Below are 21226 nucleotides of genomic sequence, written 5' to 3' on the forward strand. Positions count from 1 at the left end.
ATGGCTTGTCTCCTCGCGAGTTGCTTGCAGGAATTCAGTCGATGCCGTTCAGGGCGAGCAGCGTCTTCATGCGCTGTACCGCCAGCTCCGGCTTTTCCAGCACATGCGCCGCATCGGCCAGGCGGAACAGCTCGGCCAGGTGCCGCAGCGAGCGGGTGCTCTGCTGGCCGCCCACCATGGTGAAGTGCTTCTGGTGGCCGTTGAGCCAGGCCATGAACACCACGCCCGTCTTGTAGAAGCGAGTGGGCGCCGCAAAGATGTGGCGCGACAGCGGCACCGTGGGGCCCAGGATGTCGTGGAACTTCTTCTCGTTGCCCTGGGCCAGCTCTCCCAGCGCGGCGCTGGCGGCCGGTGCGATGGCATCGAAGATGCCCAGCAGCGCATCGCTCTTGCCGTGCAGCGGATCGCTGCCATGGCCGTCGCCGGCGATCAGCTCGGCGTAGTTGAAGTCGTCGCCGGTGTACATGCGCACGCCCGAAGGCAGGCGGCGGCGCATCGCGATCTCTTTGTCCTTGTCGAGCAGCGAGATCTTGATGCCGTCGACCTTCGTCGGGTTGGCGGCAATCACCGCCAGCGCCGTCTCCATGGCGGCATCCGGATCCGCGCTGCCCCAGTAGCCGGCCAGCGCCGGGTCGAACATGTCGCCCAGCCAGTGCAGCACCACCGGCTGCTTCGCCTGGCGCAGCACGCGGTCGTACACACGCTCGTAGTCGGCCGGGCTCTTCGCCACGCGGGCGAGGGCGCGGCTGGCCATGACGATCAGCTTGCCGCCGAGTGCCTCGATGGCGGCCATCTGCTCTTCATAGCCGCGAATCACGTCGTCCACGCTCTTCACCGAATCGATGTCGAGGTGGTCGGTGCCGCAGCCGCTGGCCAGGAAAGCACCGGGAATGTCCTTGGCCGCGTCGATGGAGCGGCGGATCAGTTCCAGGGAAGTGGGCCAGTCCAGGCCCATGCCGCGCTGCGCGGTGTCCATGGCCTCCGCCACGCCCAGCCCCAGCGACCACAGGTGGCGCCGGTAGTTGATGGTGGCGTCCCAGTCGACGGCCGCCTGCAGCCACGGATCGACCGGGGCCAGCGGATCGGCCACCACGTGCGCGGCCGAGTAGGCGATGCGGTTGAACTTCAGGCCTGCGGGCGGGCGCGACAGCACGCGGCCCTGCAGGGTGTAGGGGGCCAGCGCGCCGCCGGCGGTGGGGAGGTTGATGGTGAGTGCCATGAGCTGCTCGCGATCAGATCTTCAGCGGGGGCACGTCGATCCAGCGGCGTTCCTTCCAGCTGTCCAGCGCGGTCTCGACCAGCTGCACGCCCTTGGCGCCTTCGGGCAGGGTCCACTTGTAGGGCGCGTCTTCCACCACGTGGCGGATGAAGTGTTCCCACTGGATCTTGAAGCCGTTGTCGTAGACCTGCGAATCCGGGATCTCCTGCCACTGGTCAAAGAAGTTCATGGTCTGCTTCTCGTCCGGGTTCCACACCGGGCGCGGCGTGGCCACGCGCGACTGGGCGCGGCAGCTGGACAAGCCGGCGACGGCCGAGCCGTCGGTGCCGTCGACATGGAAGGTCACCAGGTCGTCCCGGCGCACGCGCGTCACCCAGCTCATGTTGAGCTGCGCGATCACCGGCTCGCCGTTGTGGCCAGTGAGCTCGCAGGTGGCGTAGGCGGCGTCGTCGGCGGTGGCCTGGTAGGGCTTGCCCTCTTCGTCCCAGCGGGTGGGGATGTGGGTGGTGCCAAGGCAGCTCACCGACTTCACTTCGCCGAAGAGGTTGTCAAGCACGTAGCGCCAGTGGCACATCATGTCCAGGATCATCCCGCCGCCGTCTTCCTTGCGGTAGTTCCAGCTGGGGCGCTGGGTGGGCTGCAGGTCGCCTTCGAACACCCAGTAGCCGAACTCCAGGCGCACGCTGAGCATGCGGCCGAAGAAGCCGGCGCGGCGCAGCATGTCCAGCTTGCGCAGGCCGGGCAAGAAGAGCTTGTCCTGCACCGCGCCGTGCTTGATGCCCTTGGTGCGGCCGGCTTCGTCGGCCAGGCGCGCGATCTCCACCGCCTCGTTCAGGTTGGTGGCGATGGGCTTCTCGCAGTACACGTGCTTGCCGGCGCGGATGGCCTTGGCCAGCAGCGTCGGGCGCATCTGCGTGGTGCCGGCATCGAAGAACACGGTGTCGTCGGGATTGGCGAGCGCCGCGTCCAGGTCGGTGCCCCAGCGAGCGATGCCGTGCGCCTTGGCCAGCGCTTCCATCTTCTCGGCGTTGCGGCCGACGAGGATCGGGTCGGGCATGACCTTGTCGCCGTTCGAAAGGGTCACGCCGCCCTGCGCACGGATGGCGCAGATGGAGCGGATCAGGTGCTGGTTCATGCCCATGCGTCCGGTGACGCCGTGCATGATGAGGCCGAGTCGTTGGGTTGCCATGATGTGCTGTCCTCCTGAGGGTGGGTTGGGCCGCTTACTGCGGCTGCAGGCCGGCCGCCTTGACCAGCGCCGCGTTGCTCTTGATCTCGTCCTGGATGTAGGCGTCGAACTGCTCGGGCTTGAGCGTCCACGCGTCGGCGCCCAGCTTGTGGAAGCGTTCCTTCACCTCGGGGCTTGCCAGCGCCTTCTGCACTTCGTCGTGCAGGCGGTTGACGACGTCGCGCGGCGTCTTGGCCGGGGCCATCATGCCGATCCAGAAGTTGAACTCCGAGCCCGGCACGCCGGCTTCGGCGGTGGTGGGCACGTTGGGCAGGGCGCTGGAGCGCTGCGGCGAGCCCACGGCCAGGGCCACCAGCTGGCCTTCCTTGATCTGGCCGATCACCGGGGCGATGGGCGAGAAGTAGTAGTCCACGCGGCCGGCCATCACCTCGGTGACGGCCTCGCCCGATCCCTTGAAGGGGATGTTGGTCGCTTCGATCTTCGCGGCCACGCGGAACTTCTCGGCGTTCAGGTGGGTGGCGCTGCCCTGTCCGGCCGAGGCGTAGTTGATGCTGCCCGGCTTGGCGCGCGCGGCGGCCAGTAGTTCCTGCAGCGTCTTGATGTTCTTGGAGGGCGAGATCACCAGCGCGTTGGGCAGCGTGGAGATGGGCGTGATGCCCGCGAAGTCGTGCACCGTGTCGAAGGGCAGCTTGGCAAATGTCGAGGGGCTGACCGTGTGCGAGGACGAGTGAATCATGATCGTGTAGCCGTCCGGCGCGGCCGTGGCCACCATCTGCTGGCCGATCGTGCCGCTGGCGCCCGCGCGGTTGTCGATGACCACCGCCTGGCCCATGCTGGCGCTCATCTTGTCCGTGATGGCGCGGGCAATGATGTCCGTGGTGCTGCCCGCGGCAAAGGGCACGACGACGCGGATCGGCTTGGTGGGGTAGCCGTTCTGCGCAAGTGCGCCGGTGGCGGCGAGGCTGGCCAGGGCGACGAGCGAACTGGCGGCGGCAAGGCGGGCAAAGCGATTCATCTCCAGAGGTCTCCGTTGTGTTCTTAATTCACCGGATAGTGAATAGAAGGAATTCTAGGAGCGGCTTCTGGCGCGGGTCAAGAGTTCATTTCCCTAGGAAATGCGTGAAACGCTTGCCTGCCAGGGGCATTTGGTAAGGAATTAATTCACCAATCAGTTCGCATGGCATCCCAATGGATGCCGCCGCCCTTGCCCGTGCCGCCGAAGCCGGGCTCGGCCATCAGGGAGCCCAGCTCCAGCTGGCCGCCTTCGATGCGCAGCCGTACCGCGCCGGCGCTGTGCTGGTAGAGGTCAGGGTGAACGCGCAGGAAGTTCTTCTGCTCCTCCTCGGGCAGGGCGGCCATGCCGTTGACGTAGTGGTGGCCGTTGCGCTCCACGTGCGAGAGGCCCAGCCAGCTGACCAGCGCCAGGTCCTGTTGCAGGCCCACGCCGGCTTGCATGGTCAGGTCTTCGCCCGAGAGAAAGAGGCGGGCCTGTTCGCTGCCCTGCGCGCAGCGGGCGGCGTTGATGGCGGACTTGTAGAAGCCCTTGCAGCTCTTGCTGGACACGCCGCGGTAGCCCAGCGCCTGTGCCTCCAGGAAGCTCTCGATGCGGCTGTCGGATTCATCCACCAGCAGCGGCATGCGAGCGGCGGCGCCCGACAGGTCCTGGTGCAGGGCCGTGGCGCGCTGGATGGGCTGCTCGATGAAGGCGCACTTCGCCGCCAGCTGGCGCAACGCCGGCTCGGCAAGGAAGGCCTCCAGGAACTGTTCGAAGGCGGCGGCGTCTTCGTACTGCTCGTTGCCGTCCAGCGTGACCAGTTCGGCGATCGGGTCGATCAGCCGCGCGATGCGTGACAGCCGCTGCAGGTCCGCGGCGGTGTCGCCGCAGAGCTTGAGCTTGAAGTGGCGGTGGCCGTATTGCGCAATGGCCGCCTCCAGCGAGGCGGGCAGGCCGTCTCGGGGCGCACCGCCAGCGGCGGCCTCGGCCTCCTCGATGGCGTCTGCCAGGCCCACCGTGTGGCGCGCCGCGATGCGCTGGCGTGGCTGCCGGGTGGCGGCAAAGGCATCGAAGTCGAAACCCTGCAGGTCCGGGGCCAGCTCGGCCGGCGCGATGCCGCCCAGGTTGGCCGACATGGCGTCGGCGAAGCTGCGGTCATACAGCAGGCACAGGGCATCCAGCAGCGCGCGGTCCAGCAGGGCCGGGCCGTAGCTGCTCACCAGCGGGTTCAGTCCGGCGCGCTGGCCAGCGTCCATCAGCGGCGTGTAGTGGGCCGCGAAATGCCCCCATGCGGTGTGCATGTCGCTGCTGGACGTGTAGGCCGCGCGTGCCTGATGCAGCGCGCGCCGCAGCTGGTTGAAGTTGTCCTCGTTGGACAGCTTGGGGTTCTTGTCGAACCACTTGGGAATCATCATCTCCGCCGCGCACCCTTCGCCGATGCTGCCGTCTTCCAGGCGGATGCGCGCATGCACGTACACCTGCGGACAGGCGGTGACCGTGGCCGCCCCGAAGCGGAAGGGCAGGCGCAGCACCACCTCGCGCTCGAAGAAGCGGATGGCTTCGACGGCGAAGCGTGGGGCCGGCGTGGGCATGCTCAGTGGTCCAGGCTGCCCTGGGCGAAGAAGTGCCCCCGCACCGTCTTCGCATAGGCGGCGAACTCGGGCGAGGCCATGATGTCCAGGCCACGCTCCTCGGGCAGCGCGATGTCGTAGACGGCGGCGATGCTGCCGGGCCGCTCGCTTATCACGATCACCCGGTCCGACAGGAAGACGGCCTCGGGGATGCTGTGGGTGATGAGCATCACGGTCTTGCGCTCGCCGGTGGCCCAGATGCGGCGCAGCTCCAGGTTCATCTTCTCGCGCGTCATGGCGTCCAGCGCGCCGAAGGGCTCGTCCATCAGCAGCACCGAGGGGTCGTGCAGCAGCGCGCGGCAGATGGAGGCGCGCTGCTGCATGCCGCCGGAGAGCTGCCAGGGGTACTTGCCCTCGAAGCCCTGCAGGCCCGCCATGGCGATCAGCTCCGCCGCGCGGGTGCGTGCCGGGCCCATGGGCATGTGCCGCATTTCGGCCTGCAGCAGGATGTTGTCCAGCACCGAGCGCCAGGCCAGCAGCACCGCGCTCTGGAAGACGATGCCCACGTCCTTCTGTGGACCCTTGATGGGCTGGCCGGCGAGAGTGAGCGTGCCGCCGCTGATGGGCAGGAGGCCCGCCACCATCTTGAGCAGCGTGCTCTTGCCGCAGCCCGAGGGCCCCACCACCGACACGAACTCGCCCCGGCGGATGGCGAAGTCCAGCGGGCGCAGCGACTCGACCGGTCCGTCCTTGGTCTGGTAGGTCTTGGCGACACCGCGGGCTTCGATCAGGACGTCGTCGGAACGGGGGGAGGGCATGGGCGCGGGCGGCTTTCTGCTGCAGTTACCTGGCCGACGGCAGGAAGTCGAGCGTCACGTAGTCCTCGGGCTTGCCGCGCGTGGACGCTTCCATGCCGCCGTACTGCACCAGCAGGTCCAGCGATTTGTCGACGTTCTTCATGTCCACGCGGAAGGGCGGCTGGTTCTGCGTCTCGGCCGTGTGGTAGAGCGCCACGCTCTGCTTCATGCCCACGATGAGCGTGTCGCGCACGCCGGCCTTGGGGTTGGCCTTGAGCATCGCGTCCACCGCGGCCTCGGGGCTTTTCTCGGCGGCTTCGGCGGCCTTGGTCGAGGCGCGCATGAAGCGCTTGACCAGGTCCGGGTTCTCGGTGAGCAGGTTCTTGTTGGCGATGATGCCCGAGCTGATCTGGTTCACGCCCGAGTCGGCAAAGCGGATCGGCGTCACCGGCTTGCCGGTGGCGTCCTGCAGCTTGATGGCCTGGTCCATCACGTAGCCCAGCAGCAGGTCGGCCTGGCCGTTCATCACGGCGTTGAGCTTGGTCTGTGCGTCGCCCGAGACGATCTTGACCTGGTCGGCCGTGATGTTATTGGCCTTGAGGAACACCGGCCACATCTGCGACATAGAGTCGCCCGGCGTCACCGCCACCGTCTTGCCGATGATGTCCTTGGGCGCCTTGATGTTCTTCTCGGTAAAGCCCATGACCGACATCGGGCTCACTTGGAACAGCACGCCGGTCGACTTCAGCGGCGCGCCCTTGGCGGCGGCCTTGATCATGGTGGTGACGTCGATGTAGCCGAAGGTGGCCGACTTGGCCGCCACCGCCTGCGCGGTCACGGCCGAGCCGCGGCCTTCCTGGATCTCCAGGTCGATGCCCTCGTCGGCATAGAAGCCGCGCTCCTTGCCCAGGAAGAAGGGCGCATGCTCGCTGTAGAGGTACCAGTTGAGCATCAGCGTGACCTTGTCGGCGGGCTTTTGCTGGGCCTGCGCGGGCGCCAGGGCCACCAGCGCGCCGACGGCGCCGGCCAGCAGGGCGGGAAGCATCTTCATGGTTGTCTCCTTCTTGATCTGTGGGACTAGCGAGGCTCAGAACACCTGGCGCTGCGAGGCGTGCCAGGGAATCATCAGCCGCTCGACGAGGTCGACGGCGACGAACAGGACCACGCCGATGCTCGACAGCACCACCAGCGCGGCGAACATCAGGGGCAGGTCGAAGTTGCCGTTGGCCACCTGCAGCACGTAGCCGATGCCGGAGTTGGAGCCCACGAACTCGCCGACGACGGCGCCCACCACGGCCAGCGTGATCGACACCTTCAGGCCGCTGAAGATGGCCGGCAGCGCCTGCGGCAGGCTGATCTTGAAGAAGGTCTGCAGCCGGCTCGCACCCATGGAACGCGCCAGGTCCAGCATGTCGGGCTCCACCGACTTGAAGCCCATCACCGTGGACACCACCACCGGGAAGAAGCCCAGCAGGAAGGCCGACACCACCTTGGGAAAGATGCCGAAGCCGAACCACACCACGAAGAGCGGCGCGATCGCCACCTTGGGAATGCTCTGCGAGAACACCAGCAGCGGGTAGACGTAGGACTCCACCAGCCGCGAGTAGGCGATGCACATCGCGATGGGGATGCCGATGAGGATGGTCAGGCCAAAGCCGCCCAGCGTGGCCAGCGTGGTCTTCCAGCTTTCGGCGAGCAGTCGCGGCCATTCGGCCACCAGTTGCTTGACCACCTGCAGCGGCGGCGGGATGAGGTAGGCCGGGATCTTGAACAGGCGGATGGCCAGGTCCCACAGCACGAGCAGCACCACGATGAGCACGAAGGGGCGTAGTGCCGGCTGCAGCAGCAGGTTGCGAAGCATGGAAGAAGAACTCCGGTGGGCAAGCCGATGCCGGCACGCACCCTCCGGGCGCGCACTGCATGTAACCAATCGGTGAATTCTTTGGCCCGCCGCCCCTGGTGTCAATCGCCCCTAGGGAAAGCACGGGGCGATGGGCGGGCGCTACTTCAGAACGTAGCCCAGCACCATTTCCTTCATGTGCGACAGGCGTTGCGCCAGCGCCTTGGGCGTGCGCAGGTCGCGCCCGAAGATGGTGGAGAGGGTGGGGTTGTTCGACAGGTAGAAGTAGCAGATCGAGGCGATCGAGATGTAGAGCTGGATCGGGTCGACGCCGTCGCGGAACAGGTCCTGCTTGCGCCCGCGCTCCAGCACCTCGGCCAGCATCGCGACCAGCGGCGAGTTCATTTCCTGGATGCGCTTGGACTGCTTCAGGTGCACCGCCTGGTGCAGGTTCTCGCTGTTGAGCAGCGCGATGAACTCGGGGTGCTCCAGGTAGTAGTGCCAGGTGAAGGAGACCAGCTGGCGGATGGCTTCCACCGGGTCCATCTCGTCCAGGTGCAGCGCCTGCTCGGCGGTTCGGATGTCGGCGTAGGTGCGCTCGAGCACTGCCAGGAAGAGCTCGTCCTTGTTGCCGAAGTAGTAATAGATCAGGCGCTTGTTGATCTCGGCGCGCTCGGCGATGCGGTCGACCCGGCCGCCGGCGTAGCCGTACTGCGCGAACTCGTCCATCGCCGCGGCAAGGATCAGCAACTGCGACTTGTCGGCATCGCGCAGGCGGGGGGCGGCGGAGGTGGCGGGCATCTTCTTTGTAACCAGTGGGTGAATTGTGCGCTGCCGCCGGATTGTGCGGCGGCCAGGCGCGATGTGCGACACCATAATGGACGAATCACCCCTTTCTCCTCGTTTTCCATGAGCGCAACACCTGCCGGCCACCTGATCGTCCAGTGCCTGATCGAACAAGGGGTGGACACCTGCTTCGGCGTGCCGGGCGAAAGCTTCCTGGCCGTGCTCGACGGCTTCCATGCCGAGCGCGAGCGCATCCGCTTCATCACCAACCGGCAGGAGGGCGGCGCCGCCTTCATGGCCGACGCCCACGCGCGCATCACCGGCCGCCCCGGCGTGTGCTTCGTGACGCGCGGGCCGGGGGCCACCAATGCCTCCATCGGCGTGCACAACGCCTTCCAGGACTCGACGCCGCTGGTGCTCTTCATCGGCGACGTGGGCAGCGACTTCCGCGACCGCGAAGCTTTCCAGGAAGTGGACTACGGCAGCTTCTTCGGGCCCAGCACCAAGGGCTTCGCCAAGCGCGTGGAGCGCATCGACGACGCCGAGCGCATCCCTGAATACGTGTCGCGCGCCTTCGCCACCGCCATGAACGGTCGTCCCGGCCCGGTGGTGCTGGTGCTGCCGGAAGACATGCTTGCCAAGGTTGCGCAGGCAAAGCCCCTGCCGCGCGTGGAGGCGGTGCAGCCCTGGAGCGACCCGGGCTCGCTGCGCGAACTGCGCGAGCTGCTGCTGGCCGCGAAGAAGCCCTTCGTCATCGCCGGCGGCAGCGGCTGGACGCCGCAAGCGGCCCAGGCGCTGCAGCGCTTCGCCGAGAACTGGCGCCTGCCGGTGGGCAACGCCTTCCGCTTCCAGGACACCTTTGACAACCATCATCCGCTGTACGGGGGCGACGTGGGCATCGCCCTCAACCCGAAGCTGGCACAGCGCGTGAAGGACGCCGACCTCGTCATCGCCATCGGACCGCGCCTGGGCGAGATGACCACCAGCGGCTACACGCTGCTGGAGGCGCCCAGGTCGAAGCAGAAGCTGGTGCACATCCATGCCAGCGCCGAGGAACTCAACCGCGTCTACCAGGCCGACCTGGCCATCAACGCCGGCATGAGCGCGGCTGCGCGCAGCCTGGAAGTGCTCACCGCGCCGCCCGAGCTGCCGTGGGAAGCGTGGACGCAGGCGGCCCATGCCGACTACCTGGCCAACCTGGAGGCCAACCCCCTGGCCGGCATGCCGGCCGGCGCGCCGCCGCGCGGCCAGGTGGACATGGCCGAGGTGGTGGCGCTGCTGCAGAAGCACCTGCCACCGGATGCGGCCATTACCAACGGCGCCGGCAACTTCGCCAGCTGGGTGCACCGCTTCTTCCGCTACCACGGCCTCGCCAAGGGGCACAAGACACAGCTGGCGCCCACCAGCGGGGCGATGGGCTACGGCGTGCCGGCCGGCATCGCCGCCAACCTGGTGAGCGGCCGCGTGGCCTTCACCATTGCCGGCGACGGCGACTTCCTCATGAATGGGCAGGAGCTGGCCACCGCGGTGCAGCATGGCGGCAAGAGCATCATCGTGCTGCTCAACAACGGCATGTTCGGCACCATCCGCATGCACCAGGAGCGCGAGTACCCGACGCAGGTCAGCGGCACGCAGCTGCGCAACCCCGACTTCTGCGCGCTGGCCCGGGCCTACGGCTATGCGGCCGAGCAGGTGACCGAGACCTCGCAGTTCGAAGCGGCCCTGCTGCGCGCTCTGGCGGCCGACACGGGCACGCTGATCGAGATCCCGCTGGACCCGGAGGTCATCACCACGCGCGGCACGCTGAGCTCGATTACGCAGTCGGCCAAGGCGCGCCTGGCCAGCTAGGCGCCGGCGGCAGGCAAAGAAAAAGCCGGCGGGTGCCGGCTTTCTTCATGGCGGGTGCGGCTGGCGCACCCCAAGCGCAGAGGCTTACTTGACGTGCTTGCCGATCAGCGCGGCCAGCTCGAACATCGAGACCTGGCTCTTGCCGAAGATTTCCTTCAGCTTGGCGTCGGCATTGATCATGCGCTTGTTGGCCTTGTCCTGCAGGTTGTTCTTCTTGATGTAGTCCCACAGCTTGCTCACGATGGCGGTGCGCGGCAGGGGAGCCGAGCCGACCACGGCGCCCAGGGCGGCGCTGGGGGTCAGGGCCTTCATGAAAGCGGCGTTGGGGGTGCGCTTCTTGGCAGGAGCGGCCTTCTTCGCGGGAGCAGCCTTCTTGGCCGGAGCGGCCTTCTTGGCGGGAGCAGCCTTCTTGGCCGGTGCGGCCTTCTTCGCCGGTGCAGCCTTCTTGGCCGGAGCGGCCTTCTTTGCCGGGGCTTTCTTGGCCGGGGCCTTCTTTGCAGTTGCCATGGTTGATGTCCTTTTTTGGATTAGAGATTCACCAATGAAATCTTCGCTCCACTGGCATTGCGGATGCTAAGGGAGAAGAAACGCGTTTCCAAGGGAGAGAAGCACTTTTTCATTGGGAGTTGTTGTTTTTTTCAGAGGGAAGTGCCCCTGGGACGCCAGAGGGAGACGCACTGCGGCGTCCAGGCCATGTCGCCAGGAGCACACCCAGGAGTGCCGCAGCGAAGGCGAGCATCTGCAAAGCGGAGAGTTTTTCGCCCAGCACGAGCACGCCGACGAGTGCTGCGCTCACAGGCAGCATCACCGTGAAAACCCCTGCCTGCGAAGCCGGAACGCTGCGCAGGCCGGTCATCCACAGCCACACGGTCCAGATGCTGGCAGCCAGCGCGTAGAGCACCAGGAAGCCCCAGAAGGGCAGCGGCACCGCACGAAAGTCGAAGCTCAGGGCAAACCAGATGCCGAAGGGCGTGGAGAGCACGAAGCCCCACAGGTTGATGAGCGCGCTGATGCGCCGCGGCCCCAATTTGCCCGTGAGCGACTTGCCGATCACCGCGTACGAGGCCTCGCATAGCACCGCGCCGAACACCAGCAGGTTGCCCAGCCAGGGCAGGGACGCGGCGTTGCCCGCATGCTCCCCGCCGTGCGCGCCGCCGCCGTGCGAGGGCGCCAGCGCGAGCAGGCCGATGCCCGCGGCCGAGCAGGCGATCGCGCCCACCACGCGGCCGCCGATGCGCTCGCGCAGGAAGATCCAGCTGATGATCGCCACCATCGCCGGGATGGCCGCCATGATCACGCCGGCCGAGACGGCGCTGGTCAGGCTCACGCCGAACAGCATGCAGATCGAGAACAGGAAGTTGCCCAGGAAGGACTCGAGGAACACCAGGCCCCGCGTGCGCCGCGTCATGGGCGGCTCGCTGGCAGGCCGGCGCAGCCAGTGCGGCATGGCCAGCGCCGCGATGCCGAAACGCAGCCAGGCCAGCAGCAGCACCGGGAATGCCGCGACCAGCGGCTTGGACAGGGCCACGTAGCAACCCACCAGTGACATGCTGAGGGCCAGGCAGGCGTAGGCGACGATGCGCGGGGGGTGGTGATGGTCGGAACTCAACGGGGACGGTCGTGTTGCGGGAAACTCGATCGATCATGCCCGATGACCTGAACAGCAAGCCCTCCGTGCCGCGGCACGTCTTCGTCTACGGAACCCTGCGCGCCGGAGGCAGCAACGACATCGCGCGCTTCAGGCCGGCGCCGCGATTCGTGGGGAAGGCGCAGATCGCGGGCACGTTGTACGACCTGGGCGCCTATCCCGGTGCCACGCTGTGCGGCCCGGCGACGCTGGTGGGCGAGGTCTACCGCATCGAGCCCGCGCTGGAAGTGCAGCTCGACCAGCTGGAAGAGGTGATGCCCGACGACGAAGGCGAATACCGCAAGCGCGAAATGCCGGTGCAGGTGGGCACGCAGCGCCTGTCATGCCTGGTGTACGAGATCCATCCGAAGCGCCTCGCCGGGCGGCCGGTGATCGCGAGCGGGGACTGGTTCCGGCGGGGCTGAAAGCAGGCGGCTTTCATCCGTGCAAATCTGATTTCGCATGGCAAAAAGGAGTCATGCTGCGGCGCAAGAAAATTTCTCAATATAAGAAAAATAATTTCGCATTGAAAAATGTTCTCCTAAGTATTTGATTTTGCTCAGAGAAAAATAAGTCTTCTATAAGACATAAGAGTTGAGCTTCCGGGTACAGTCTGAGCCATGGCCACACCGGCCAAACGCTTTCAACCAACCCCTCGGAGCTTGAACATGCCGCAATCCTTCACCGAACAACTGAGCCGCGAACAACAGATCGCCGCCCTCGAAAAAGACTGGGCCACGAACCCCCGCTGGAAGGGCATCAAGCGCAACTACAGCGCCGCCGACGTGGTGCGCCTGCGTGGCTCCTTCCCGATCGAGAACACGCTGGCCCGCCGCGGTGCCGAGAAGCTGTGGGAACTGATCAACGGCGGCTCGAAGAAGGGCTACGTCAACTCCTTCGGCGCCATCTCCGGTGGCCAGGCGCTGCAGCAGGCCAAGGCCGGCTTGGAGGCCGTGTACCTGTCGGGCTGGCAGGTCGCCGCCGACGGCAACACCTCCGAGACCATGTACCCCGACCAGTCGCTGTACGCCTACGACTCGGTGCCGGCCATGGTCCGCCGCATCAACAACACCTTCAAGCGCGCCGACGAGATCCAGTGGGGCCGCGGCGTGAACCCGGGCGACAAGGAATTCATCGACTTCTTCCTGCCCATCGTGGCTGACGCCGAAGCCGGCTTCGGCGGCGTGCTGAACGCCTTCGAGCTGATGAAGAACATGATCGCCGCGGGCGCTGCCGGCGTGCACTTCGAAGACCAGCTGGCCGCCGTCAAGAAGTGCGGCCACATGGGTGGCAAGGTGCTGGTGCCCACCACCGAAGCCGTCGAGAAGCTGCAAGCCGCGCGCTTCGCCGCCGACGTGATGGGCGTGCCCACCATCGTGCTCGCCCGCACCGACGCCGAGGCCGCCAACCTGCTGACCTCCGACCACGACGCCAACGACAAGCCTTTCCTGACCGGCGAGCGCACGCAGGAAGGCTTCTTCCGCGTCCGCAACGGCCTGGAGCAAGGCATCAGCCGCGGCCTGGCCTACGCCGAAGTGGCCGACCTGGTGTGGTGCGAAACCGGCACGCCCGACCTGGGCTTTGCCCGCGAGTTCGCCCAGGCCCTGCATGCCAAGTTCCCGGGCAAGCTGCTCTCGTACAACTGCTCGCCTTCCTTCAACTGGAAGAAGCACCTGGACGACAAGACCATCGCCTCCTTCCAGGACGAGCTCTCGGCCATGGGCTACAAGTACCAGTTCATCACGCTGGCCGGCATCCACAGCAACTGGTACAACACCTTCAAGTTCTCGCACGCCTATGCCCGCGGCGAAGGCATGAAGCACTACGTGGAAATGGTGCAGGAACCCGAGTTCGCCGCCCGCGAGCAGGGCTACACCTTCGTGTCGCACCAGCAGGAAGTCGGCGCCGGCTACTTCGACGACGTCACCACCGTGATCCAGGGCGGTTCGTCCTCGGTGAAGGCGCTGACCGGCTCGACCGAAGAAGAGCAGTTCCACTGAGCTACGGATTTCGCTGTCACAGCTTGAGCCCGGCCGCGTGCCGGGCTTTTTTGCGCGCGCTTGCGCTGTGGGGTGGCGGAAACACCCTTTTGTTCGGGCAAACGACGATTCGGGCCCGAGCCGGTAGAATGACGGCTTCAACGTCTAACAAGGGCGAGAAAGGCAATCTGGTTATGACACCGCGAACTACGGCAGGCACCTTCAGCCGCCTGGTCCTGGAAGGACCCGGCCGGTAAACGCCGCGCGCGCTGGTTCGCCAGCAGACCTGATCCACACGAAGCGCGGTTCCACCCGCGCTTTTTGCTTTCTTGCCCGAGGTTTTCCAATGATCCAGATCACGCTCCCCGACAACTCGCAGCGCGAGTTCCCCGGCCCGGTTTCGGTGGCCGACGTTGCCAAGTCCATCGGCCCCGGCCTGGCGAAGATGACGCTGGCCGGCAAGGTCGACGGCCGCCTGGTGGATGCCAGCGACGTCATCGACCACAGTGCCCGGCTGCAGATCATCACGCCCAAGGACGAGGAGGGCCTGGAGATCATTCGCCACTCCACGGCGCACCTGGTGGGCCACGCCGTCAAGCAGCTGTACCCCACGGCGCGGATGGTGATCGGCCCGGTGATCGACGAAGGCTTCTACTACGACATCGCCTACGAACGCCCCTTCACGCCCGAGGACATGGCCGCCATCGAGGCGCGCATGCGCGAGCTGATCAACCAGGACTACGACGTCGTCAAGAAGATGACGCCGCGCGACGAGGTGATCGAGGTCTTCAAGAACCGCGGCGAGGACTACAAGCTGCGCCTAGTCGAGGACATGCCCGACGAGAAGGCCATGGGCCTTTACTACCATCAGGAGTACGTGGACATGTGCCGCGGCCCGCACGTGCCCAACACGCGCTTCCTGAAGGTCTTCAAGCTCACGAAGCTGGCCGGCGCCTACTGGCGCGGCGACGCCAAGAACGAGCAGTTGCAGCGCATCTACGGCACGGCCTGGGCCGACAAGAAGCAGCTGGAGCAGTACATCCAGCGCATCGAGGAAGCCGAGAAGCGCGACCACCGCCGGCTGGGCAAGGAGCTGGACCTGTTCCACATCGACGAGGTGGCGCCGGGCCTGGTGTTCTGGCACCCCAAGGGCTGGGCCATCTGGCAGCAGGTCGAGCAGTACATGCGCCAGGTGTATCGCGACACGGGCTACCAGGAGGTCAAGGGCCCGCAGATCCTGGACAAGAGCCTGTGGGAGAAGACGGGCCACTGGCAGAACTACCGCGACAACATGTTCGTCACGGAGTCGGAAAAGCGCGACTACGCACTCAAGCCGATGAACTGCCCCGGCCACGTCACGATCTTCAAGAGCGACCTGCGCAGCTACCGCGACCTGCCGCTGCGCTACGGCGAATTCGGCCAGTGCCACCGCAACGAGCCTTCGGGCGGCCTGCACGGCATCATGCGCGTGCGCGGCTTCACGCAGGACGACGGCCACGTCTTCTGCACGGAAGACCAGATCCTGGAGGAGTGCGTGGCCTACACGGCCCAGCTGCTCAAGGTCTACGCTGACTTCGGCTTCTCGGACATCCTCTACAAGGTCGCCACGCGGCCGGAGCACCGCATCGGCTCAGACGAGCTGTGGGACAAGGCGGAGGCGGCCCTGATGGAGGCGCTGCGCCGCTCGGGCGTGGATTTCGTCATCGCACCGGGCGACGGCGCCTTCTACGGCCCCAAGATCGAGTACACGCTGCGCGACGCCATCGGCCGCCAGTGGCAGTGCGGCACGATGCAGGTCGACTTTTTCATGGCCGAGCGCCTGGGTGCGGAATATGTAACGGAGAGCAGCGGCAGGGCCCACCCCGTGATGCTGCACCGTGCCATCGTCGGCAGCCTCGAGCGCTTCATCGGCATGCTCATCGAACACCATGCCGGCGCGCTGCCTTCCTGGCTGGCGCCGGTGCAGGTCGCGGTGCTCAATATCAGCGAAGGACAGGCCGATTACGCTGCGGAAGTAACAAAAGCGTTGCAGAATCAAGGGCTTAGAGTTCAGCTGGATCTGCACAACGAGAAGATTACGTATAAAATACGCAAGCATTCGTTGCAAAAGCTGCCTTACATCCTGGTCGTGGGCGACAAGGAGAAGGAAGCCGGTGCCGTCGCAGTACGCGCCCGGGGCAATATTGACCTCGGTGCCATGTCCCTCCAGGCCTTCTCTGAAAAGATCGCCGAGGACATCAAACACAAGCGTTGATCGAATCGCCATGCCAGAGCGCTGACATGGCTTTTTGCATCTCCTGCCTGTGGGTGCGTGCCGAGGCGGCTTTCGCCGTGGAAAAACGGCAAGTTGACTGAAGGATTCGACCATCGCTACTGCATTTCGCGACCGCCGCCACCGCGAGGAACGGCAACACCGCCTGAACCGGGAAATCATGGCCCCGGAAGTCCGTCTGATCGGACCAGAGAACGAACAGCTGGGCGTTGTCAGCCTGGCTGAGGCCTTGCGTATGGCGGGCGACGCCGACGTGGACCTGGTGGAAGTCGTCGCCAATGCCACGCCGCCTGTCTGCAGGCTCATCGAGTACGGAAAGTTCAAGTACCACGAGCAGAAGAAGGCGGCCGAAGCGAAGTCGAAGCAGAAGGTCATCGAGGTCAAGGAAATCAAGTTCCGGCCCGGCACCGACGACGGCGACTACAACATCAAGATGCGCAACATCCGGCGCTTTCTTGAAGAAGGCGACAAATGCAAGATCACGCTGCGCTTCCGCGGCCGCGAGATCACGCACCAGGAACTGGGCCTGGCGCTGTTGCAGCGCATCCGGGACGACCTTGGCGACACCATCCTCGTCGAGCAGTTCCCCAAGCTCGAGGGCCGGCAGATGATCATGATGATCGCTCCGGGCCGCAAGAAGCCGGGTGCCGCTGGGGTTGCCAAGCCGGCCGGCGAGCCGGTTGCCAGCACGGCCACGACGGCCTGAGCTGGCGGTTTAGTTTTTTGAAGGGATTTCGCCTCGGCCGAAAGGGCGGGGCGGGATGAAGAAGTGTCTCGGGGCCAACAAGTCCATGGAACCAATCCAAGGCGCCTCACGAGCACAATTTAAAGGAGCATGAACATGCCCAAAATGAAGACCAAGAGCAGCGCGAAAAAACGTTTCCGCGTTCGTCCCGGTGGCACCGTCAAGCGCGGTCAAGCCTTCAAGCGTCACATCCTGACCAAGAAGACCACCAAGAACAAGCGCCACCTGCGCGGTGCAGTCGCGGTTCACGAGACCAACATGGTTTCGATGGCCGCCATGCTGCCCGGCATGGGCATTTGATCAACTGACGAACAAGGAGAAATCACATGCCTCGCGTCAAACGTGGTGTAACGGCTCGCGCCCGCCACAAGAAGGTTCTCGCCCTTGCCAAGGGCTTCCGCGGTCGTCGCGGCAATGTCTTCCGCATCGCCAAGCAGGCGGTGATGAAGGCAGGCCAGTACGCCTACCGTGACCGTCGTACGAAGAAGCGCGTTTTCCGCCAACTGTGGATTGCGCGTATCAACGCTGCCTCGCGTGAACTGGGCCTGACCTACAGCCAGTTCGCCAACGGCATCCGCAAGGCCGGTATCGAGATCGACCGCAAGGTCCTGGCCGATATCGCCGTGCACGACAAGGCCGCTTTTGCCGGCATCGTGGAGCAGGTCAAGGCCAAGCTGGCTGCTTGATCCTGCACGTCGGGCCGCATGCCTGTAGCGGGCAGGCGGTTCGCGCCCACGGTACAAGGGCTGGCGCTTGCAAGAGCACCAGCCCTTTTTTGTTTTCTCCCGCGCCTTCCTCGCTAGATCGAAAAAGATTCCTCCATGAACGAGCTGGACACCCTGGTCGACAACGCCCGTGCCGCCTTCGCCAACGCAACCGCGCCGGCAGACCTCGAGAATGCCAAGGCGCAGTTCCTGGGCAAGTCCGGCCGCATCACCGAGCTGATGAAGGGCATGGCCCAGCTGCCCGTGGACGAGAAGAAGTCGCGCGGCGCCGCCATCAACGTGGCCAAGCAGGCCATCGAGGCTGCGCTCACCGAGCGTCGCCAGCAGCTGGCCGACGCCGAACTCGACGTCCAGCTACGCGCCGAGGCATTGGACGTCACGCTGCCCGGCCGCCGCCGCGCCGGTGGCGGCCTTCACCCGGTGGCCCGTGCCCAGGAGCGCATCGAGGCCATCTTCGCCAGCATGGGCTTCGACGTGGCCGACGGCCCCGAGATCGAGACCGACTGGTACAGCTTCACCTCGCTGAACAACCCGCCGAACCATCCGGCGCGTTCGATGCAGGACACCTTCTATGTCGACATGAAGGACGAGGAAGGCCTGCTGTTCAACCTGCGTCCGCACACCTCGCCCATGCAGGTGCGCTACGCCCAAGCCCATGCGAAGAAGTACGCCGGGCAAGAACACATGCCCGACATCCGTGTGATCGCCCCGGGCCGCACCTACCGCGTGGACAGCGACGCCACCCACTCGCCCATGTTCCACCAGGTCGAGGGCCTGTGGATCGGCGAGAACGTGAGCTTCAAGGACCTGAAGGTCATGTACCTGGACTTCGTGCGGACCTTCTTCGAGACCGACGCGCTCAAGCTGCGCTTCCGTCCCAGCTACTTCCCCTTCACCGAGCCCAGCGCCGAGATCGACATCATGTTCGAGCAGGGCCCGCTCGCCGGCCGCTGGCTGGAAGTGTCGGGCTCCGGCCAGGTGCACCCGCAGGTGGTGCGCAACATGGGCCTGGACCCCGAGCGCTACATCGGCTTCGCCTTCGGCTCGGGCATCGACCGCCTGGCCATGCTGCGCTATGGCGTGAACGACCTGCGCTTGTTCTTCGACGGCGACCTGCGCTTCCTCAGCCAATTCCAGTAATCCATTCCCTCGAACGAACAAGAGCGTCGCAAGAAAAATGCAATTCCCCGAGTCCTGGCTGCGCGAGTTCTGCAACCCGCCGCTGACGAGCGAACAACTGGCCGACACCCTGACCATGGGCGGCTTCGAGGTGGAAGAGCGCCGTCCGGTGGCGCCGCCCTTCAGCAAGATCGTGGTGGGCGAGATCAAGGAAGCCGTGCAGCACCCCAACGCCGACCGCCTGCGCGTGTGCCAGGTGGATGCAGGGCAGGGCGCGCTGCTGAACATCGTGTGCGGCGCACCCAATGCCCGCGTCGGCATCAAGGTGCCGTGCGCGCTGGTGGGCGCCGAACTGCCCCCGGGCGAGGACGGCAAGCCCTTCCAGATCAAGCTGGGCAAGCTGCGCGGCGTGGAAAGCCAGGGCATGCTGTGCTCGGCCCGCGAACTGCAGCTGTCCGACGACCACGGCGGCCTGCTGGAACTGCCCGATGATGCGCCGGTGGGCGCCGACGTGCGCGAGGTGCTCAAGCTCGACGACATGCTGCTCACCCTCAAGCTCACGCCCAACCTGGCGCATGGCCTGAGCGTGTACGGCATTGCCCGCGAACTCTCCGCCCTGACCGGTGCGCCGCTGAACACGCCGCAGGTGCGTCCGGTGGAAACCGCGCATGCGTCCGTGCTGCCGGTGAAGGTCGAGGCGCCCGAGCTGTGCGGCCGCTTCTCCGGCCGCCTGGTGCGCGGCGTGGACACGAAGGCCAAGACGCCGGCCTGGATGGTCGACCGCCTGGCCCGCTGCGGCCAGCGCAGCGTCTCGCCGCTGGTGGACGTGTCGAACTACGTGATGTTCGAATTCGGTCAGCCCTCGCACATCTTCGACGCCGACAAGATCCATGGCGGCCTCACGGTGCGCTGGGGCAAGCCGGGCGAGCAGCTCAAGCTGCTCAACGGCAACACCGTCACGGTGGATGGCCAGGTCGGCGTGATCGCCGACGAGCGCGAAGTCGAATCGCTGGCCGGCATCATGGGCGGCGACGCCACCGCGGTGAGCGACGACACCCGCAACATCTACATCGAGGCGGCCTTCTGGTGGCCCGAAGCCATCCAGGGCCGCTCGCGCCGCTTCAACTTCTCGACCGACGCCGGCCACCGCTTCGAGCGCGGCGTGGACCCGAGCCGCACGGTGGACGTCATCGAGCACATCACCCGCCTGGTGCAGCAGATCTGCGGCGGCGAAGCCGGCCCGATCGACGACCAGGCGCTGAAGCTGCCCGAAGCCAGGCCGGTGACGCTGCGCGTGGCGCGCGCTGCCCGCGTGATCGGCATGCCGCTGACGCAGGCCCAGTGCGCCGACGCGCTGCGCCGCCTGGGCTTCGCGCTGAAGGAAGGCGAGGGCAGCATCACCGTCACGCCGCCGTCGCACCGCTTCGACCTGCTGCTGGAAGAAGACCTGATCGAGGAAGTGGCCCGCCTGGTCGGCTACAACAACCTGCCGACCACGCCGCCGCTGGCGCCCATCACCGCCCGCGTGCGCCCCGAGTCGCGCCTGGGCCGCTTCGGCGTTCGCCATCGCGTGGCCGACCTGGGCTACCAGGAAACCATCAACTTCAGCTTCGTGGAAGCGCACTGGGAATCGGAACTGGCCGGCAACGCCAACCCGATCCAGCTGCTCAACCCCATCGCCAGCCAGATGAGCGTGATGCGCTCCTCGCTGATGGGCTCGCTGCTGCAGGTGCTCAAGTTCAACATCGACCGCAAGGCGGCGCGCGTGCGCGTGTTCGAGGCGGGCCGCGTGTTCATGCGCGACGACAGCGTGAAGACCACCGACACCACCGTGGCCGGCATCCGCCAGCCGATGCGGCTTGCGGGCCTGGCCTGGGGCGATGCGGAAGAAGCTCGCTGGGATGGCAAGGCTCACCGCGCCGACTTCTTCGAGGCCAAGGGCGACGTGGAAGCGCTGCTGGCGCCGCGCGTCGCCAGCTTCGAGCCGGTAAACCATCCGGCACTGCACCCCGGCCGCGCCGCACGGGTGCTGCTGGACGGCCGCCAGATCGGCGTGGTGGGCGAACTGCATCCGCGCTGGCGCCAGAGCTGGGAGCTGCCTTCGGCCCCCGTGCTCTTCGAGCTGGACCTCGATGCGGTGGAAGAACGCGTGGTGCCCGTGGCCCAGCCGGTGCCCAAGCACCAGGCGGTGGAGCGCGACATCGCGGTGGTGGTGCCGGAGCCGGTCACGCACGCCGCCCTCATGAAGGCCATCCACGGCGCGAACACGCAGGGCCTGCTGCAGCATGCCGCGCTGTTCGACATCTACCGTCCGCAGCCCGGCGCCGCCGGCGGCACGCTGGCCCAGGGCGAGAAGAGCATGGCGGTGCGCCTGAGCTTCCAGGGCGCCAGCGCCACGCTGACCGACGAGCAGGTCGAGCCGGCGGTGCGCGCCATCATCGACGCGCTGGCCCAGCAACTGGGCGCACGCCTGCGCTGATCCGAAACGCAAGAGACGACCACGAGAGGGAGACAC

General features: G+C 66.2%; 19 protein-coding genes. 9 read left to right on the plus strand and 10 right to left on the minus strand.

What is annotated here, in order from left to right; all coding sequences use genetic code 11:
* Positions 1 to 34: 34 nt before the first annotated feature.
* From BM345_RS01615 to BM345_RS01650, 8 genes are all read right to left on the minus strand, one after another.
* A complete protein-coding gene (locus BM345_RS01615) occupies positions 35 to 1219 on the minus strand; it encodes a dihydrodipicolinate synthase family protein (protein WP_093374828.1) in 1185 nt (394 codons plus the stop codon).
* Positions 1220 to 1232: 13 nt separating this feature from the next.
* Positions 1233 to 2408: a Gfo/Idh/MocA family protein gene (locus BM345_RS01620; protein WP_093374830.1), complete on the minus strand. Its 1176-nt coding sequence runs from the start codon at positions 2406 to 2408 to the stop codon at positions 1233 to 1235.
* A 34-nt stretch (positions 2409 to 2442) separates the two neighbouring features.
* Positions 2443 to 3423, minus strand: coding sequence for a tripartite tricarboxylate transporter substrate binding protein (locus BM345_RS01625; protein WP_093374832.1), 981 nt, complete (start codon positions 3421 to 3423; stop codon positions 2443 to 2445).
* 146 nt (positions 3424 to 3569) lie between these two features.
* Positions 3570 to 4994: an enolase C-terminal domain-like protein gene (locus BM345_RS01630; RefSeq protein ID WP_093374834.1), complete on the minus strand. Its 1425-nt coding sequence runs from the start codon at positions 4992 to 4994 to the stop codon at positions 3570 to 3572.
* Positions 4995 to 4996: 2 nt separating this feature from the next.
* A complete protein-coding gene (locus BM345_RS01635) occupies positions 4997 to 5791 on the minus strand; it encodes an ABC transporter ATP-binding protein (RefSeq protein WP_093374836.1) in 795 nt (264 codons plus the stop codon).
* 25 nt (positions 5792 to 5816) lie between these two features.
* On the minus strand, positions 5817 to 6821 hold the full coding sequence (locus tag BM345_RS01640; RefSeq protein WP_093374838.1) for an ABC transporter substrate-binding protein: 1005 nt from the start codon (positions 6819 to 6821) through the stop codon (positions 5817 to 5819).
* Positions 6822 to 6857: 36 nt separating this feature from the next.
* Positions 6858 to 7631: an ABC transporter permease gene (locus BM345_RS01645; RefSeq protein ID WP_093374840.1), complete on the minus strand. Its 774-nt coding sequence runs from the start codon at positions 7629 to 7631 to the stop codon at positions 6858 to 6860.
* Positions 7632 to 7772: 141 nt separating this feature from the next.
* Entirely contained in the window at positions 7773 to 8411 is a 639-nt protein-coding gene (locus BM345_RS01650) for a TetR/AcrR family transcriptional regulator (protein ID WP_093374842.1), read from the minus strand.
* 108 nt (positions 8412 to 8519) lie between these two features.
* Between BM345_RS01650 and BM345_RS01655 the strand changes: the two genes are divergently transcribed.
* Positions 8520 to 10244, plus strand: coding sequence for a thiamine pyrophosphate-binding protein (locus BM345_RS01655; RefSeq protein ID WP_093374844.1), 1725 nt, complete (start codon positions 8520 to 8522; stop codon positions 10242 to 10244).
* 84 nt (positions 10245 to 10328) lie between these two features.
* Here the strand turns inward: BM345_RS01655 and BM345_RS01660 are convergent, their stop codons facing one another.
* Both BM345_RS01660 and BM345_RS01665 read right to left on the minus strand, forming a co-directional pair.
* Positions 10329 to 10751 (minus strand): SWIB/MDM2 domain-containing protein, encoded by a 423-nt coding sequence (locus BM345_RS01660; protein ID WP_093374845.1) that lies wholly within the window; start codon positions 10749 to 10751, stop codon positions 10329 to 10331.
* Positions 10752 to 10860: 109 nt separating this feature from the next.
* Positions 10861 to 11853 (minus strand): DMT family transporter, encoded by a 993-nt coding sequence (locus BM345_RS01665; protein ID WP_302847467.1) that lies wholly within the window; start codon positions 11851 to 11853, stop codon positions 10861 to 10863.
* A gap of 35 nt (positions 11854 to 11888) precedes the next feature.
* Between BM345_RS01665 and BM345_RS01670 the strand changes: the two genes are divergently transcribed.
* The 8 genes from BM345_RS01670 to pheT all read left to right on the plus strand — a co-directional run bounded on the left by BM345_RS01670 (position 11889) and on the right by pheT (position 21190).
* Complete coding sequence (locus BM345_RS01670) at positions 11889 to 12296, plus strand: gamma-glutamylcyclotransferase family protein (RefSeq protein WP_175544865.1); 408 nt, start codon at positions 11889 to 11891, stop codon at positions 12294 to 12296.
* Positions 12297 to 12539: 243 nt separating this feature from the next.
* On the plus strand, positions 12540 to 13871 hold the full coding sequence (aceA, locus tag BM345_RS01675; RefSeq protein ID WP_093374847.1) for an isocitrate lyase: 1332 nt from the start codon (positions 12540 to 12542) through the stop codon (positions 13869 to 13871).
* Positions 13872 to 14196: 325 nt separating this feature from the next.
* Positions 14197 to 16104 (plus strand): threonine--tRNA ligase, encoded by a 1908-nt coding sequence (gene thrS, locus BM345_RS01680; RefSeq protein ID WP_093374849.1) that lies wholly within the window; start codon positions 14197 to 14199, stop codon positions 16102 to 16104.
* A 112-nt stretch (positions 16105 to 16216) separates the two neighbouring features.
* Positions 16217 to 16828, plus strand: a complete 612-nt coding sequence (gene infC, locus BM345_RS01685) for a translation initiation factor IF-3 (RefSeq protein WP_302847475.1) — start codon at positions 16217 to 16219, stop codon at positions 16826 to 16828.
* 135 nt (positions 16829 to 16963) lie between these two features.
* Positions 16964 to 17167 (plus strand): 50S ribosomal protein L35, encoded by a 204-nt coding sequence (gene rpmI / locus BM345_RS01690; RefSeq protein WP_093375278.1) that lies wholly within the window; start codon positions 16964 to 16966, stop codon positions 17165 to 17167.
* A 26-nt stretch (positions 17168 to 17193) separates the two neighbouring features.
* The gene (gene rplT / locus BM345_RS01695) at positions 17194 to 17553 is read left to right on the plus strand and encodes a 50S ribosomal protein L20 (RefSeq protein WP_028253492.1); all 360 of its coding nucleotides are present in this window, start codon (positions 17194 to 17196) and stop codon (positions 17551 to 17553) included.
* A 135-nt stretch (positions 17554 to 17688) separates the two neighbouring features.
* On the plus strand, positions 17689 to 18732 hold the full coding sequence (pheS, locus tag BM345_RS01700) for a phenylalanine--tRNA ligase subunit alpha (protein ID WP_093374853.1): 1044 nt from the start codon (positions 17689 to 17691) through the stop codon (positions 18730 to 18732).
* A gap of 37 nt (positions 18733 to 18769) precedes the next feature.
* Positions 18770 to 21190, plus strand: coding sequence for a phenylalanine--tRNA ligase subunit beta (gene pheT / locus BM345_RS01705; RefSeq protein WP_093374855.1), 2421 nt, complete (start codon positions 18770 to 18772; stop codon positions 21188 to 21190).
* Positions 21191 to 21226 lie beyond the last annotated feature (36 nt).

Origin of the sequence: Variovorax sp. OV329, from assembly GCF_900114785.1 — a bacterium.
GTDB lineage: Bacteria > Pseudomonadota > Gammaproteobacteria > Burkholderiales > Burkholderiaceae_C > Variovorax.